General features: G+C 42.0%; 14 protein-coding genes. 3 read left to right on the top strand and 11 right to left on the bottom strand.

From position 1 onward, the window contains the following. Positions 1 to 50: 50 nt before the first annotated feature. The 3 genes from I6E61_RS12350 to ahpF all read right to left on the bottom strand — a co-directional run bounded on the left by I6E61_RS12350 (position 51) and on the right by ahpF (position 3,484). Entirely contained in the window at positions 51 to 770 is a 720-nt protein-coding gene (locus I6E61_RS12350; protein ID WP_227685897.1) for a hypothetical protein, read from the bottom strand. Between the two features lie 246 nt (positions 771 to 1,016). Continuing rightward, on the bottom strand, positions 1,017 to 1,757 hold the full coding sequence (locus tag I6E61_RS12345) for a hypothetical protein (RefSeq protein WP_197135051.1): 741 nt from the start codon (positions 1,755 to 1,757) through the stop codon (positions 1,017 to 1,019). 146 nt (positions 1,758 to 1,903) lie between these two features. Beyond that, a complete protein-coding gene (ahpF, locus tag I6E61_RS12340; RefSeq protein ID WP_197135050.1) occupies positions 1,904 to 3,484 on the bottom strand; it encodes an alkyl hydroperoxide reductase subunit F in 1,581 nt (526 codons plus the stop codon). A 479-nt stretch (positions 3,485 to 3,963) separates the two neighbouring features. On the opposite strand from ahpF, the gene I6E61_RS12335 reads away from it, so the two are divergent. Further along, positions 3,964 to 4,212: a YdcH family protein gene (locus I6E61_RS12335; RefSeq protein ID WP_110924013.1), complete on the top strand. Its 249-nt coding sequence runs from the start codon at positions 3,964 to 3,966 to the stop codon at positions 4,210 to 4,212. 163 nt (positions 4,213 to 4,375) lie between these two features. On the opposite strand, the gene ahpC is transcribed toward I6E61_RS12335, so the two are convergent. Beyond that, a complete protein-coding gene (ahpC, locus tag I6E61_RS12330) occupies positions 4,376 to 4,942 on the bottom strand; it encodes an alkyl hydroperoxide reductase subunit C (RefSeq protein ID WP_197102143.1) in 567 nt (188 codons plus the stop codon). A gap of 316 nt (positions 4,943 to 5,258) precedes the next feature. Here ahpC and I6E61_RS12325 point away from each other — a divergent pair, with 316 nt between their 5' ends. Together I6E61_RS12325 and I6E61_RS12320 are read left to right on the top strand one after the other, a co-directional pair. After that, entirely contained in the window at positions 5,259 to 6,167 is a 909-nt protein-coding gene (locus I6E61_RS12325) for a hydrogen peroxide-inducible genes activator (RefSeq protein ID WP_197135049.1), read from the top strand. A 23-nt stretch (positions 6,168 to 6,190) separates the two neighbouring features. Continuing rightward, on the top strand, positions 6,191 to 6,895 hold the full coding sequence (locus I6E61_RS12320) for a hypothetical protein (RefSeq protein ID WP_197135048.1): 705 nt from the start codon (positions 6,191 to 6,193) through the stop codon (positions 6,893 to 6,895). Here the strand turns inward: I6E61_RS12320 and I6E61_RS12315 are convergent. From I6E61_RS12315 to I6E61_RS12285, 7 genes are all read right to left on the bottom strand, one after another. Continuing rightward, positions 6,869 to 7,471: a methyltransferase domain-containing protein gene (locus I6E61_RS12315; protein ID WP_197135047.1), complete on the bottom strand. Its 603-nt coding sequence runs from the start codon at positions 7,469 to 7,471 to the stop codon at positions 6,869 to 6,871. The two genes, I6E61_RS12320 and I6E61_RS12315, sit on opposite strands and share 27 nt — an antisense overlap. A 120-nt stretch (positions 7,472 to 7,591) precedes the next feature. Beyond that, positions 7,592 to 8,254: a M48 family metallopeptidase gene (locus I6E61_RS12310; protein ID WP_197135046.1), complete on the bottom strand. Its 663-nt coding sequence runs from the start codon at positions 8,252 to 8,254 to the stop codon at positions 7,592 to 7,594. 25 nt (positions 8,255 to 8,279) lie between these two features. Then, positions 8,280 to 9,953, bottom strand: a complete 1,674-nt coding sequence (locus I6E61_RS12305; protein WP_197135045.1) for a DUF1513 domain-containing protein — start codon at positions 9,951 to 9,953, stop codon at positions 8,280 to 8,282. A 3-nt stretch (positions 9,954 to 9,956) separates the two neighbouring features. Further along, entirely contained in the window at positions 9,957 to 11,108 is a 1,152-nt protein-coding gene (locus I6E61_RS12300; RefSeq protein ID WP_197135044.1) for an imelysin family protein, read from the bottom strand. A gap of 116 nt (positions 11,109 to 11,224) precedes the next feature. Then, complete coding sequence (locus I6E61_RS12295) at positions 11,225 to 12,898, bottom strand: di-heme oxidoredictase family protein (protein WP_227685895.1); 1,674 nt, start codon at positions 12,896 to 12,898, stop codon at positions 11,225 to 11,227. 443 nt (positions 12,899 to 13,341) lie between these two features. Beyond that, positions 13,342 to 14,802 (bottom strand): imelysin family protein, encoded by a 1,461-nt coding sequence (locus tag I6E61_RS12290; protein ID WP_197135043.1) that lies wholly within the window; start codon positions 14,800 to 14,802, stop codon positions 13,342 to 13,344. Positions 14,803 to 15,226: 424 nt separating this feature from the next. Further along, positions 15,227 to 15,883 (bottom strand): OmpA family protein, encoded by a 657-nt coding sequence (locus I6E61_RS12285; RefSeq protein WP_197135042.1) that lies wholly within the window; start codon positions 15,881 to 15,883, stop codon positions 15,227 to 15,229. Between the last annotated feature and the right edge of the window lie 69 nt (positions 15,884 to 15,952).

Genomic DNA, 15,952 nt, shown 5'->3' with positions numbered 1-15,952 from the left:
TAGATTAGATAGATTCGATTAAAAATCAATCTATCTTGCTCTTTGTCTAACTACCATCTTTCTAAGGGATAATTATCAGGCACCTGATAGCCTTTTTCTGCATTAAAATAGCTGGTATAGATGACATTTTTATAAGTTTTACCATCAATACTGCCATTGACGATAAGCTGCAACGGATAATAGCCACTTACAACTTTAGATTTGTCGATTGAATGAATTTTTACGTCTATATCTTCGCATGCAGGCAACGGCTCTTCGCCGCAAAGGCCTGTTCCAGCATTACTAAACTCACTGTTTATAAAGCTATCTACAATACTATTCCCCACAGATGATAGAATTATAAAACCTGACTCAAAGTATCCTTGATGTAAGTCACTATGCTCATTTACAAATCCCCACTTCTCAGGACCGAGCTTAAGCAACTTCCAATCGTGTAAACCGTAGCCTGAAGCTCCAGCACTCATGTCAGGACTTGCTGACTCAACTTGCCAATAGTTACCATTAGGTTTTAGTATGAACATACCTGCTAGTCCAGATAGAGCATGACCTTTCAATGTTCTATCACCATTAGCATCAAACTCTAGATCCCCTGTCACCATGATATAAAGGCGCATACCTTTGCTTGTTCTAACCATTATCTGACGGTCTATTTTAACGCAATAACCAAATCCCTCTTTTTGTCCTTTATCATACGTATAACCACCAGATATTACACCATGACACTTAAACTCTTGGTTATAGAGTGGATAATAGGACTTTAAGACAGCCATAAGAGTCTCATTTGATATGGCGCTATTGGTTTGAGGCATGTCTGCTAGCGCATGACTACTGAAAAAAACAGTCATCATTAAAGCTACTCTCTTTAAGAGTATTATATTTAAACAACGCAAAATTATTTCCTCTAGGACTGTAGACGCTATTTCATTGGATAATTTTCAGGCGCTTGATACCCTTTTTTTTGCTCGTAATTTATTTTATAACCCTGATTATTATAGGTCTTATTATCTTTTCGACCGTTAACCATAAAGGTTAAAGGATAAAGGATAAAAACCATTAATGACTTTACTCGTATCAATGTGTTGCAATTTAGCTTTGATATCATCGCATAACCGTTTCACCTCATCGTTAAAAAGATCATTATAGGCACTAAAATTACTATTAATGATTGAGCTTTTAATAATATTTTTCCCATTAGGCGTTAGTACAACCAAGCTGGTTACTACATAACCCGAATATTCATAACCATCCTCATTTATAAAGCCCCACTTATTGGGCGCTAAATGCATTAACTTCCAGTCACGTATTCCCATGCCTTGTGCACCCGCACTCATGATAGGACTGGCTGATTCTACTTTCCAGCCATCACCATTTGGCTTTAAGACAAACATACCAACTAATCCTTGGTAAAAAAGAGCGTCATTACTGTCTGTCAGCCCCTCGTCATGCTCACCAAATGCTATATCACCAGTAACTAATACATAGAGTCGTTTACCTACATCGGTATCAACCATAACTTGACGATCTATCTCAACACAGTAACCAGCTTTGTTGTCACTATCAGAGAACACGCCATAAAAACTTGAATCGACCACTACACTTTGGCACTCAAGCTTCTTGTTATAGTATGGATAATATTCATTCAAAATTTCATCGACTGTTTGTGCTGCATAAACGTGAGTAACACTGAATATTAAAAATATAAAAGCTAAATATTTAAGCCAATGACTATTTTTGCTAATTGCATATTTATTTTTCATTATTAAGGTTCTCATAAAAACATTAACGAACATAAGTTAATTTTTAAAATTTCACAAGGTATAAATCATTTTCCACAAAAAAACCACCTCAACAGAGGTGGCTTCTTAGACTAACTTTGGTACTTTACGGTTTGGATCTGAACAGCTTATTGCATGACTAAATATTCAAACGCTGATAGAGCTGCTTTACTACCCTCACCCATCGCGATGTTGATCTGTTTAAATGGCACAGTCGTTACATCACCACAAGCGAAGATACCTTTGCGATCCGTACGGCAACGCTCATCAATCTCAATCTCACCGAAACGGTTCAAATCAACAAAACCTTTGATAAATCCAGTATTCGGTACTAAGCCAATTTGTACAAACACCGCTGCCAAATCTAACTCTTTGGTATCACCCGAATTACGGTCTTCGTAAACGATAGAGCTAACTTTACCATCTGTGGCTTTAATCTCTTTGGTCGCCGCGCTGGTAATGATATCAATATTGGCTTTTTCTTTGGCCTTGTTGATTAATACCTGATCCGCTTTTAAATCATCAGCAAACTCGAATACGGTGACATGTTTTACGATACCTGATAAATCAATCGCGGCTTCAATACCAGAGTTACCACCACCAACGACCGATACATCTTTACCTTTAAAGAAAGGTCCATCACAGTGAGCACAGAAAGCCACGCCTTTACCGATATTCTCGTCTTCGCCCGGTACGCCAAGCTTACGCCATTGAGCACCTGTCGCTAGGATAATACTACGAGTCTCAAACGTCTCACCAGTATTCAGATGGATACGGTAGTTCTCATCTTCAGTTTCACTGATTTCTTTCACGCTCACATGTTCTTTTAGCGTGATGTTGTATTCGTGCAGATGCTTAACAAAGTTGTTTGATAAGTCAGTACCGTTCGTTAATGGTACAGAGATCAAGTTTTCGATGTCTTGCGTGTCTTTGACCTGACCACCGATACGGTCAGCAACTATCGTTACTTTTAGGCCTTTACGGGCGGTGTAAATCGCAGCCGCCACCCCTGCAGGACCTGCACCAATGATGGTAACATCTTGCTGCTCTAATTGATCAGCATCATCTTCATCGGCTTCGTTTAACAAGTCAGGAAACTGCTCTTGTAACTTCTCAATCAATTTAGCCGTGTCGATTTTACCATTGGCAAAAGGCTTGCCGTTTAAAAATACTGCTGGTACACCTTGGATGTTGTTCGCTTCTACCTGCTCTTGGAACAATGCACCATCGATCATCTCATTACTGATGTCATCATTGAGTAGCGCAAATTGATTCAACGCCTGTACGACATCTGGACAGCTATGGCAAGAAAGCGATACATACGTCTGAAACTGTAGCGGCTTGTTGAAACGCTTGATGAGTTTTTGCACACCTTCATCTAGCTTTAAAGTATGACCGCCCGCTTGTAAAATAGCCAAAATTAGCGAGGTAAATTCATGACCGCCTGGGATACCACTAAAAACGATACCCGTATCTGTCGATGCGCCGTCGATATGGCCAACTACTTTAAAACTGATTGGACTTGGCAGACTGTCATCGTTCGCTGTGGCATCAAAATTGATTTTATCCGTCGTACCAGCGATTTTAGTCAAAAAATCAATCAATTCGGCACGCTTGCTATGCTCACCACTACCCAATACAAAGGTAATAGGACGAGTCATGTTTTCACTGTAGCTCTTAATCGCGTCTAATAAACCTTGATCTATCATGTTTGTTCCTCTTCATTACTGGATATGTAACGGCAACTATTATATTGCGCGTTCAAATATAGGTTATTTAGTATTAATAATTTTATCTAAAATATTATAGGCAGTAAGCTTATGCCCTTTGATGTCTCTATTATCATAGGTTTGAGACATTTGGGCAAGCTGAGAAACTTAAATCTTATGTTTTATAAAACCAATCGTAAATCATTATTTAAAATTAAATATTAATTCATATGCAGATTAATTATCATAGTATCGAGGTTGTTTTTTCGCTACAATCAAGTGAGGACGATAAGAAGAATTCTTATTTGTCGCATGACAGATTGGCTTTTTCATAGGTTTATCATGAGGCCTCTCTGCTGGTATTAAGCCTTATCAATATTGAGTGAACGTTTTGGCTTAATAAAAATCAAGTCTCAACATCATAACGACAATGCGCGGATGCTTATTGTTAGCTTGCGCTTCATAACAAGGATGAACACATGAGAAAGACTGATACTTTGCAAGACAACCGAGATGTTATTACTGAACTTAGGCAAAAAGACAGCCATTTTGCCAATATTTTTGATGAACATACTCAGCTTGATCAACAGATTAATCATCTGGAAAAAGATTTGGTAAAGCATGCTAGCCGTGATGAAGAAATAGAACAGATGAAGCGGCGAAAGCTGCAACTAAAAGATGAGATTTATAAAATAATCGATAAAAACAAATTACAATCTCATGCTTAATGCTTGATTTATGATTACGCAATAAAGATTCTGGTTAGTAAACGACATAAAAAGACCCCATCAACTTATGCTGATGGGGTCTTTGTTTATAGTATTGATATAATCAGTAGCTTTATATACAACACTATAAATATCTAAATGATTTGACTGTTTAGGCCATTACTTAGATTTTACCAACAAGATCAAGACTTGGTTTTAGCGTTTCTTGACCAGCTTCCCAAGCTGCTGGGCAAACTTCGCCGTCGTTTTCACGAACATACTGTGCTGCTTTTACTTTACGTAGCATGTCTTTTGCACTACGGCCGATACCGCCAGCATGGATTTCAGCAACTTGAATCAAGCCATCTGGATCTACTAAGAACGTACCACGTTCAGCTAGACCAGCTTCTTCGATCATAACGTTGAAACCGCGGGTGATTTTACCAGTAGGATCGCCGATCATTGGATACTGTACTTTGCCGATTGCATCTGAAGAATCATGCCATGCTTTATGCGTGAAATGAGTGTCAGTTGATACTGAGTATACTTCTACGCCTAGGCCTTTTAGCTCGTCGTAATGAGCAGCCATATCTTCAAGTTCAGTTGGGCAAACAAAAGTAAAATCGGCTGGGTAGAATAAGAAAATAGCCCAGCTACCTTTCACGTCTTCTGAAGTGATGGTTTTGAACTCACCGTTTACATACGCATCTGCTGAAAATTCTGGGATTTCTTGATTGATGATAGACGCCATGATTGGCTCCTTTATAGTTAAGTTAATTGGAATTATTTGGTATGGATGTTTCTGTTAAGCCTTTCATACTTTGGGCTACCTGACAAACTATACGCGAATTCTATTGTTAATCCAGTTAAAAGTTTTTAATGTGATGTTTTGTTTTATTAAACTTGTTAAACTATTATCTCTATTTTTTATCATCAGTGCGTGATACGTCATTGACTATATAACACGTAGATTACATTAAGGTGACACCGAGGTCAGATATCGGACGGATATACCAAATAAGTCGCCGCAGTGTACCCTGTTAAAAGCCCACTAATAGAGAGATTTTATGATTACTTTACGTCAGCTCGAGTTTGCCCTAGCAGTGGCCAAACACCGTCATTTTAAACGTGCAGCAGAAGACTGTAACATCTCTCAGTCTGCGCTAAGCTTGGGTATTGCCGAGTTAGAAAAGCAATTGGACACGCAGATTTTTGAGCGTAATAATAAGCAAGTATTGATTACTCCTATTGGCGAAGACATTCTAACGCGGGCGCAGCGGGTATTTTCTGAAGTCAGCGATTTGACCACACGCGCCCACAGTCATCAATCACCACTTGCGTATCCGATGACCGTCGGCATCATTCCAACGATTGCGCCGTACCTACTACCAAAAGTATTGCCTGCCCTGCGAGCTCACCATCCAGAGTTTCGTATGACCATCGTTGAGCAACAGACAGAGCGCTTGCTAGAGCAAGTACGTTACGGTCATATCGACACTGCTATTATTGCACTACCCTATGCGGTAGATGGGCTACATAGCTTTGAGTTTTGGAGCGAAGACTTCTTTGCAGTCTTCCCAAAAGATGATGTACACGCCAAGCTTGAAACCATCAATGCAGATGAGCTAGAAACCGCCAACCTTATGCTACTTGGCGAAGGGCACTGCTTGACCGATCAGACGCTTTCTGTCTGTCATTTTGATCGTGCACAGATGAAATCAAGCTTTTCAGATGCCAGTTTGAACACGCTTATTCAAATGGCACTTGCCAACATGGGTACAACGTTGGTACCAGAGATGGCGTTAGATCAGCTTCATCTCCAAAACCAGAACGCCGTCGCGGTGCCATTAGCTGAACAAGGCCCTCATCGCCATATTGCCTTCGTCACCCGTCTGAATTACGCCCGTGTCGATGATGTCAATCTACTGGGTAAAGTATTCAAGCAAGCTTTTGAAGATGCGGCCAATAAAGCATAAATGGTAGGTTATAAAGGATGAATATGAACGAGTTGTCGCAAATGCACACTGAGCTAGGCAATCGTTTCTATGTTCATCTATCTGCTATTAATAGTGATGTCACGCCAAAAGAAACACAAGCACTCTGGCAAGATATCGCTGTGCGTTATAACGAAGAACAACGCGCCTATCATACCCTGCACCATATTCAGCAGTTATTTGGACAGTTCGAACAGATTAAATCCCACCTTAACGAGCCAGATATTATCGCATTAGCAATGTATTATCATGATGTGATATATGAGCCGACACGCTCAGACAATGAGCTAAAAAGTGCAGAATTTGCAGTAGAAGTGTTAGGGCATTATTTAGACGCTGGTCAATGCCAACATATATATGCCCTGATTATGATGACTGCTAGCCATGAAATTGACAAGATTGATGAATGGTCAGATATAGCTAAAGAGAAAAACAGCTATAGCGATGCAGCGTATTTATTGGATATGGATTTAAGTATTTTGGGTGCCTCGTGGTCGGCATATGAGAAATATGCCAAAGCGGTACGCCAAGAATACCTGCATGTTCCGATAGCAGATTATTGCGCCGGACGAATGGCCGTCTTAAAAGGGTTATTAGCCCATCCCAAACTCTATCTGACTGACTATTACTATGAACAGTTAGAAGCGCAAGCTCGGGATAATATCAAGCGTGAGATTAACTTACTAGTTCACGCGCAGTTTAACGAATAGCTCACTACCCTGCCGTGCAGAATGCGAGTTATAGCTCGGCTTCATCGTTTCGATATCGAAAAGACTTTCAAAACGATGTTGGTATTCTTCTTTCGTACCACCGAATGGTGGTTCTTTTCGCCCAAAATCTCTATCAAATAGCAAACCGATCAGCTTACCTTTAGGTTTTAGCAACGCAGCCATTTGCTCAATATACTCATCTCGGCGTGCTGGATTTATCGCACAAAAAAACGTCTGCTCAAGTACCCAATCAAACTGATATTGCTCAGGCGATAAATCAAAGAAATCTGCGCAGATTAAATGCTCAGACTTAAAGTCAGGATAACGCTCAGCAAATGCTTGAATCGGGGCAGGCGCAAAATCAACCAAGGTAACATTGGTAAAACCTTGCTCATGTAGATAACCTACTTCGTATGAATTGCCCGCACCCGGTACTAAAATCGCCTGACCTTTCGCTGTCTCAGGCAACTGATCAATATAAGCTTTCAGCGGTGGTGATACCTCTCCCATGTCCCAACCGATACTGTCTTGCTCATAACGCTGTTGCCAAAAATCAGCCTGATTGACATTGTTCATAGAATATCCTTATCCACCTGACTCTATCATAAACTCTAAATTTCATTTAAACGGTACAAAATATACCGTTATAATTTAGCATGTTTGGCTTATTAACGTTACAGATATTGAAGATTAGATCTAATCTAGCTGTCCCGTTTTACCTGCTAGCATATTATGCCAATGTTGATAATCTGGCATCGCTGTCGCTACTGTCTGCCAAAATGCCGAACTATGATTGGCATGATGCAAATGGCACAGCTCGTGAACGATGACATATTCGGTGCATTCAATGGGATAAGCGGGAAGATAGACCGATAACCAGACCCGACGCACACGCGTATTGCAGCTACCCCAACGTGTATGCATTTTTTTTAGGCGGACTTCATTGGCACGGACACCAACGATGGGTTGCCACTTATCAAACAAAGTAGGGATAACGTCGGAGAGCTGTTGCCGATAATAGGTGATTGTTTCATCGGGGCTGAGCGCAAAGGACTGTGCTATGCCCCATAATAATAGAGGGCTATTGGAAGTTGAGGATTCGGTTAAGGTGTGCTGTTTACGCTTATATTGTTCCAATACTTGTGTATGGTTAGCCACTGCCCACGATACACGCTGAGCAACAGCCTGTGCAATCTGTGCAGCACTCATAGATGCTGGCACAGACACCATCAACAGGTGTGGTTTTAGACGAAAATTGATATTTTTGACACGTTTCTTAGTAACCTTTAGCTCAATGCCTGCTTGTGCAAGTTGTTGCTTAGCGAGTATTGATAACGATGTAGTATCCTGTGCAGCCATCGTTATCCCCTGCCTCTCTCACTTATCACAACAATGCCTGCAAGTGGTTATCAAAAGACATTTTGTGTCGCTGACTGTCTTGAATAATTCGATCAGCTAACGCCATTCTCTCATCTAGTTTTTCATCTTTTTGGTTTGCCGCTTGAGCTGATGGAGCCACATTCAAAGTTGTCAGTTGCCCTTGCCCATCGCTAACGATAAAACCCAATAACTGACTGTCTGATAACTGCGTATTATGCCTGTTAGACTCGTTATAACTATCACGAGATGATACCGATGCCCCAGCACAATCTGGCAAACTTACCGTATCAATCAGAGCACGAGTGGTTAAATCATAGATAGCCGCACATCCACCTATCGGTGTAGTCACACACAGTAGGTTACGCTCACTGTCTACTGCCACACTGGCGATATACTGATGAAAGCGTTGCCATTGATTATTCGGCATCGTAAGTGGCTCAAAATCAGTATCACCGCGCTTATGTGTGAGCACTAATGGCACATTGATATGTCTCTCACCTTGGAACTGGATACCAATCATCACCGTACCATCATCGTGCATGGCTAAATGGCGTACGCTCATCTGATTGTGCTCAGGAATGACCTGTTCAAGCAGTGCCCCATCATGACGGTTCAGATATACCAGCGATGGTCGCATGGTATCTAAATTTAGCTCTTCACGAGAGGCTTGCTCAGTCTTAATACCACCATTCGCGATAACGAGCATTTCGCCATCTGGATGCATAATCAGCTCATGTGGGCCGATACCATGTGAGTCAAACTCTGCAATTTTTTGATAGCCGTGGCTAATATCATAGATACCAACTTTACCCGCTAAATCAACCGTATTATTTTCGGTGACATACAGCAACGTGCCATCCAAGCTGTAGCAAGCATGACCGTAAAAATGACGATTAACCGATGCTTCAATAGCATGCTTCACTTGGCCAGTTGCCGTGTCCAACACCCAAAACTTTTCACTAGGGCGGCGACCCATGACGACGACATCACGAGTTACTTGGCTATGAGAGTCAGACAACGCTGGCTGCACGACAATATCATGCACACGCTCTGGCATCGTCGTTTGCCAAACGATTTGACGATCTGAATCGATGCCGACGACCCCATAGCCATCGACGCTTTCCTCATCGCTCGTTAAAGCGACTGACTGCGGCATTGACGCTACACCACTCACCCAACATACTGGACGTGCCAGCATGGTAGTAGTATGGACTGTAGAAAAATCTGGAATCACATCAGCACTATTAATACGACTATCAACATGGCTATCAACACAACTATCGCCATCATAATCCATGCTCGATGGGTAGCTTTGATAAGCCTGATGCCAAGTATTGGTAGTCTGTTGATAGGCGTACTGTAGCCTTGATAATTGCTGCGTAGCGGCTGACTGGGGTAACGTCAGTAATGATAGCTGTGATGACACCTGTAACGACAGTGACTGAAACTGCGTACCTAGACCGACCACATAGTCTTGCAAACGCGCAGATGGATAACGCTGCTTACGATAGCGATGGTGTATTCCAACCAACGCTGCCGTACTAAGCGCTGTCAGTGCCGACGTTTTCAGCACTTCCGGCTTAAAGCATCTATCTAGTAGGCTTAAACGCTTGATACCATTTATTTCAGTAGCGTCTATTTCGGTAGCATCTTTTACTGTATCACCCTGTGTCTGCATAGCTTAATCACCATCTGTGCTATTAAATCCGACACGAATACCAAGTGTTGGAATCAATTGACGTTTAATCAGGCGTGTTATCGTCGTTAGATGATCATACAACGCTTGCTGCGAGTCTTTATCTGCCGTCGCCAAATCCTCTGGCATTTGCGCCAGTAGCGTGGTGGTTTCAGCCAGTTCGGTTGATAAATTATTACCCACTTCGCTGTCGTTATTACTGTTTAGTATTTCGGTCAATACTGGATCAGTCAGCACTTTATTCAATGTCGCTAACTTCGCATTGATAATCGCGCGACTTTGTGCGGCAGTAGCAGCGGGTAAATGGCCTTTCGCTTTACCAGTTAGACCTAGTGGTTGATCGATAGCGTTAGATTTCATGGTTTCGACCAACGATAGCAAAGAGTTGAACCATTGGTTCAGTCCTTGGTCGCTATCAGCTACTTTATCGATTGCCAATAACTGCGTTGAATTCTGCTGCCAGTTTTTCTCAATCTCTTTTAGGCGTGTGCTCAACGCACTGCTTGCACTGATGACATAAGCACATTGGCCAGCGTCTAAACTGTCATTCGCATATAGTGCTTCTTCTAGTCCTGGGACACCTTGGACAATCGCACTTTCGTTAGCGAGTTGCTCAGCGGTCAGCTGCGGATTAGCAGTGATTAGATCTGCAACGCCACTATGTACCAAGCCACGTTCGTCAGGGTAATAATTAATGTACAAGTTACTCATGCTGGCAGTCGCAGGACCAAAGTTAATCATCTCAGCGCTTGCCCATGCTTGTGCCAAGACGAGCCACTGATCGCGCAATGTTTGTAGCTCTTCACCACTAACTGGTCCTGACTGGCAATGCGTTTGTGCCAAATCATGCAGTAGGTCACTTTGCTTGGCCACATCAGCATATGCTGGAATGACAATGTCATCAGCCACATGGGTCAGATAAGCGGTTTCGGTATCGGTACTGATGTCTACTGCATTAATCTTAGCAGTAATATCACCATTCTCTTCTGCTGGACTGCTGGCAGCAGCGCTGTCTTGCGCAACTTCTTGGCTATCCGTCTCTTGTGCTTTATTGTCATCAGCAGGCTTAACACAGCTGATTAGCAATCCAGCACTTAATGCAGATAACGCCATTGCTAAAGCATGGTTTATTTTCATAGGTTTCTCGGTATTTATATGAATAATTATTTCAATCGCTGTATCTGTAATAGGGCAGACTATTTTATTAATATCTGCCCTATTTAGGTATTAAATGTAAATAAACAACCGCACTTTTATAATGATCTTAAGAACGCATTCAATTCAGCACGCCCTTGTTTATCGAGTTTAAGCACTTCTTTCTGTTGTTTTTCAGACTCTCCACCATGCCATAGAACGGCTTCCATCAAGGTACGAGCACGACCATCATGCAAAAACGTCGCTTGTGGATCCACAATCTGAGCAAGACCCACACCCCATAACGCAGGGGTACGCCATTCATAAGAAGTGGCCAAAAACTCAACTTGCGCATCTTTTGGTGGTAGCTTGCCAGCAATCGTACGGTCGGCAAGATCATCACCCATATCATGTATCAGCAGATCCGTATAAGGATAAATCACTTGTCCATGCTGCTCAAGACGATCATCGTCGGTTTTTGGCAACTGATATCTTGGTGTATGACAGCTTTGGCAGCCAATGTCATAGAAACGTTTTTTGCCAGCCAAGACCAACTCATTATCCGCATCACGGCGATTTGGAACCGCAAGGTTACGAGTATAGAATTCTACAAACTTTGCCACGTCATCGTTAACTTCAACTGCAGGCTTTCCATTACCTTGCTCATCAGCACCCGTCCTCGCATTCAGACAAGCGGTTTGCGTCGGCATACAAGACTCATTAGGACGGATATTTGACGTCAGCCCCATGTCTTCATTAAAGGCACTTTGATTTTGGGTAATCAGCTTGGTTTGTCCCGCTTTCCAACCAAAACGTCCGAGTGCATTTTTACCCGTTTGCGGATCCATAACCCAGTTGAATTTTCCGCTAATATCACCTTTTGACTTCATAGCTTGATTTTTGATAGCCTCATCTGGAATCTGCTCCAGTAGCCCAAGCCCAATCATAGGTAAAGCCACACGCGGTGATACCATCAATTCATCATCTAATTTACCGTAACCAGGTTGGGTTAGGTTAAAAGTAGGGGCACGTAATGTTTCGACATAACCATCAGCAAAAGTGACTGGTTTATCTGTCCACTGTACCGAAATTCTCGCTTCAGCAGGCACACCTTGGATACCACGATCCTGAAGCTGACCACCATACATAGGATGCACTACTTTTTCGATCAAAGAATCCCGTAACTGTTGACGCTGCTCATCGGTAGTTGCAGGCATAGCCAGACGAATGAGCAAGCTATCGGCATCATCATCGGCATTCATAGGCGCATGACCACGACCGTCTTTTACATGACAAGACTGACAAGCGGCAACATTAAATAGCGCGCCCAAACCATCACGGCTATCGGTACTAGCAGGTGCGATGACCCATGGCTGTTTAAAGAATGCATTACCAATAAAGAATGAGCCTTTACGTGAAGCCGTCAGATTGGATGAAGGCTTCGAGTAACTCTCCGCACTACTAATACTGATACCAGTATCACCGCCCTGTTTGATCTCTTGTGGGTCAAAGCTTACCAACTGCTGCATTGGCACACCAGCGAGCGTTTCTATCGCTTGAATACGTTCAGGAGCTACCGCTTGGTTTTCACCATTCTCTATTGCAGTCTGCTCATTAGTATCAATATCATCAGAAGTACTGTCGTTCGGCTGACAGGCACTGAGAGACAGCGCACATAAGATGCTAATTGTCAGTTTTGATGGCGCGTTTTTAATGAGGAAAGAGGAATAAAATGAGGCAGGTTTTTTGACTTTTGAGACGTTTGCGGTGTTCATAGAATTTGCGGTGTTCATAGAAAAAGTACCTTAGTTCTAGCATAGAACCATTAAAATCGCGGGCTATAAAGTTCTTCACTTTTAGTCGATAAGGCACAGCTAGGCACCGACCTCTCAAGCTATTTTAATACGGTAAAAAAACACGTTGCCAACTGTGGTCGACAACGTGCGTATTATACCTAAATTATTTCACTATGAAAATAATTCTCATTAGGGCGTGTCCTCATTTTAAAAATGGTGATAAAAATGAGATAAATTGCAGTCAAACAAGGAAAATAGCGCAGATAATATCGAGATATTAGTCAGCTATTTGACGCTGTTTGGCAAGATTTAGCCATTTTTAACCCATTTAGATAACTATCGATTGAATTGAGGACATGCCCTAGCTTATAGCGACTTATCAGGCATTATAAACAAATACAGTTGAGCTTTTGACATACTGAGAATATATGGCTCTCAACTTAAAATTGCGAACCTGCATCAGCATCTAAGTTATCGATGCCAACAGCTTTTGCCGCATTTTCGATGCCAACGGTCAGCTCTTGCAAGCTAGTGATACCAGCCTCAACCCATCCACGGCGAACGTTTTGTTCTTCAGCAGAGATACCTTGATTGCTTACTTGACTGGCGGTCGCAATCATTTGATCAATTTTAACACCTTCTTTTTCGCCTTTTTCAACAATCACGTTGAATGCAGCTTCTACTTTAGCAAAGTCAGCAATCAGCTGATCAGCGGCTGCTTTATTGTCAGTATCGACGAGGTAGTCTTTTAGACCATAACCGCCAACTGTTTTACCAGCGACTGTCTTGTAGTTACCGTTAAAGACGTTTTGAATGCCGCGAGCATTATTGGCATAGCTCAGATGTGTCAAATCACTAAAGCACTCATGCTCATCTTCGGTAGAGCCAGTCACAAATGCAACCTGCATACGTTCAGAAGCCAGCTCGCCTAGTGCTAGACTGCCCATTTGATACATAATCTGACGTAGACCATTATCATATTTACGTGCCATCAGATCGCTACGCAAGGTGTTTTCACTCTCAGGCTGCCACTCGGCTTCCATTGCGGTTAGATCATCTACTAGCAACTGAGTAGCGGATGTCAAAAATTCGCCCCGACGCACACATATACCAGCATCATCATTGACAGTATCACCACTGGTACATTGACCTGCTTCTGTTGCATAGTCAGTCACAGGGCGATTACCAGCACCTTCGTTCACGCCATTGGTATCTTGACCCCATAGCATGAATTCGATGGCATGGTAGCCAGTCGTCACATTGGCTTCACTACCACCAATCTCATTCATCTCTGCTAACAGCTCAGGCGTAATGGTACTGGTATCTTGATTGATGCTACCAACCGTAATAGTATCGCTATTGATGATATTGTCTTGACTGTTGTACTCGCCTTCATAGCTGTCACTGACATAATCAATCAATGCTTCGTCAAGTGGCCAAGCGTTCATTTGCCCTTCCCAACCATCGACGCTACCAATAGCACGTTTGTCGTTTTCAGTCACAAAACCTTCGTCAAAACGGAAAATCTCAGTTTGTGAGTACGGTTGGCGGGCAGCTTTATAAGCAGCTTTTGCTGCATCAAGGTTTTCTTGAGTTGGTGTTGCTACGTATGTTTCTACTGCAGTTTGCAACAATTTAGCCGTATCTAGCGAGTCTTTGTATGCAGCGTGTGCCATGTTTGCATAACTGCTGATCAGTCTGTCATTGTGCGCTTTATCAGCAGCTGACAACTCTGTACTGTCAGTAGCTTCTGAGTTTTGCACCTCTGTTTGCGTATCCGCACTAGTATCAGTATTTTCTTCGGTTTGCTTGGTACAACCTGATACCAATAACAACCCTGCAAGCGCGGCAGCTAAAGTAGTTGGTAAAGTCTTGCGGCTCATTACGGTAGTAATTGTCATACATATCCTCAAAATATAGCAAAAAAATTGGTTTTGATGAAAGAGCATCAATGATATTAGTGCAGTGTTACTGCAAGCTATCTTAGCTATGCATAGATTTTTTATCATGCACAACTAAACATATAGTATTAAAACATTAAGAAAACTTTACAAATTATAATAGTATTGATAATCATTATCAATATTTAATTTTGAACTGGCCTTTCACTAGTTATTGAATCGTAAAAGCAATCGTATTAAAAGCACCATTCAAGTGCCTGCCTACTATATTGGTCTCATGCTAGTGATGCTTCATAGTCTAAAAAACAAATGAAATCATCAAATTTAACTCACAAAAAAAAGACCAGCTCATCGCTGATCTTTTTTATGAATAGTTTCAACACTTATAATAATTATCTAAACAATCGTTATATCGGACTATTAATTAGTTTACGCTCTGTGGAGCATTAACCGTTAGTTCTACACGGCGGTTTTGCTGACGACCATAGTCAGTGCTGTTATCAGCTACTGGACGTGATTCACCATAAGCAACTACATTAACTCGGTTAGAAGCAACACCGCGAGCCGTTAGGTAGTTTGCAACTGAGTAGGCACGATCACGTGACAGACCCATGTTGTAAGAATCTGAACCTACGCTATCAGTGTGACCTGCGATAGTAATGGTGTTTTGATTATACTGGTTCATGGTAGTAGCTAGCTTATCAAGCGTAGGCTTGAATGATTGGCTAAGCGTTGCATCATTGAATGAAAACGTGATGCTACCAGGCATAACAAGATCAATGTTACCAGTCGTTGGGTTTTGTTCAACAGTTACACCAGTACCCGCCATTTGTTGCTCAAGCTGCTTAGCTTGACGATCCATATAGTAACCAACACCAGCGCCTAAAGCGGCACCGATAGCTGCATCACGACCAGTCTGGTCACCACCAGTTGCTTTAGAAATTGCTGCACCACCAACTGCACCAGCTAGACCTCCAAGCGCCGTTTTGTTCAAGCTTTGTTGTCCAGTAGTTGGATCAGTAACACAACCGCTAAGAACTAGACCTGATGCCACTGCTGCAATCATTAATGTATTACGCATAATGTTTCCTCTTAAGTTTAAAAAATTGTGCTTTTTATAAATATTGTCTATTAGTTGACGCTATGTAAT

This window comes from Psychrobacter sp. NZS113 (genome assembly GCF_015864825.1).
Taxonomy (GTDB): Bacteria; Pseudomonadota; Gammaproteobacteria; order Pseudomonadales; family Moraxellaceae; genus Psychrobacter.
Note: the sequence above shows the minus strand (reverse complement) of the source record. Positions and strands in the feature narration are given on the sequence as shown.

Bases quoted from the DNA above. Each gene is read 5' to 3' on its own strand.
- I6E61_RS12305 (WP_197135045.1), bottom strand. From the start codon at position 9,953: ATGCAGACACAGGGTGATACAGTAAAAGATGCTACCGAAATAGACGCT.
- ahpF (WP_197135050.1), bottom strand. From the start codon at position 3,484: ATGATAGATCAAGGTTTATTAGACGCGATTAAGAGCTACAGTGAAAAC.
- I6E61_RS12310 (WP_197135046.1), bottom strand. From the start codon at position 8,254: ATGGCTGCACAGGATACTACATCGTTATCAATACTCGCTAAGCAACAA.
- I6E61_RS12295 (WP_227685895.1), bottom strand. From the start codon at position 12,898: ATGAACACCGCAAATTCTATGAACACCGCAAACGTCTCAAAAGTCAAA.
- I6E61_RS12290 (WP_197135043.1), bottom strand. From the start codon at position 14,802: ATGACAATTACTACCGTAATGAGCCGCAAGACTTTACCAACTACTTTA.
- I6E61_RS12335 (WP_110924013.1), top strand. From the start codon at position 3,964: ATGAGAAAGACTGATACTTTGCAAGACAACCGAGATGTTATTACTGAA.
- I6E61_RS12325 (WP_197135049.1), top strand. From the start codon at position 5,259: ATGATTACTTTACGTCAGCTCGAGTTTGCCCTAGCAGTGGCCAAACAC.
- I6E61_RS12315 (WP_197135047.1), bottom strand. From the start codon at position 7,471: ATGAACAATGTCAATCAGGCTGATTTTTGGCAACAGCGTTATGAGCAA.
- I6E61_RS12350 (WP_227685897.1), bottom strand. From the start codon at position 770: ATGGCTGTCTTAAAGTCCTATTATCCACTCTATAACCAAGAGTTTAAG.
- I6E61_RS12285 (WP_197135042.1), bottom strand. From the start codon at position 15,883: ATGCGTAATACATTAATGATTGCAGCAGTGGCATCAGGTCTAGTTCTT.
- I6E61_RS12320 (WP_197135048.1), top strand. From the start codon at position 6,191: ATGAACGAGTTGTCGCAAATGCACACTGAGCTAGGCAATCGTTTCTAT.
- ahpC (WP_197102143.1), bottom strand. From the start codon at position 4,942: ATGGCGTCTATCATCAATCAAGAAATCCCAGAATTTTCAGCAGATGCG.
- I6E61_RS12345 (WP_197135051.1), bottom strand. From the start codon at position 1,757: ATGAAAAATAAATATGCAATTAGCAAAAATAGTCATTGGCTTAAATAT.
- I6E61_RS12300 (WP_197135044.1), bottom strand. From the start codon at position 11,108: ATGAAAATAAACCATGCTTTAGCAATGGCGTTATCTGCATTAAGTGCT.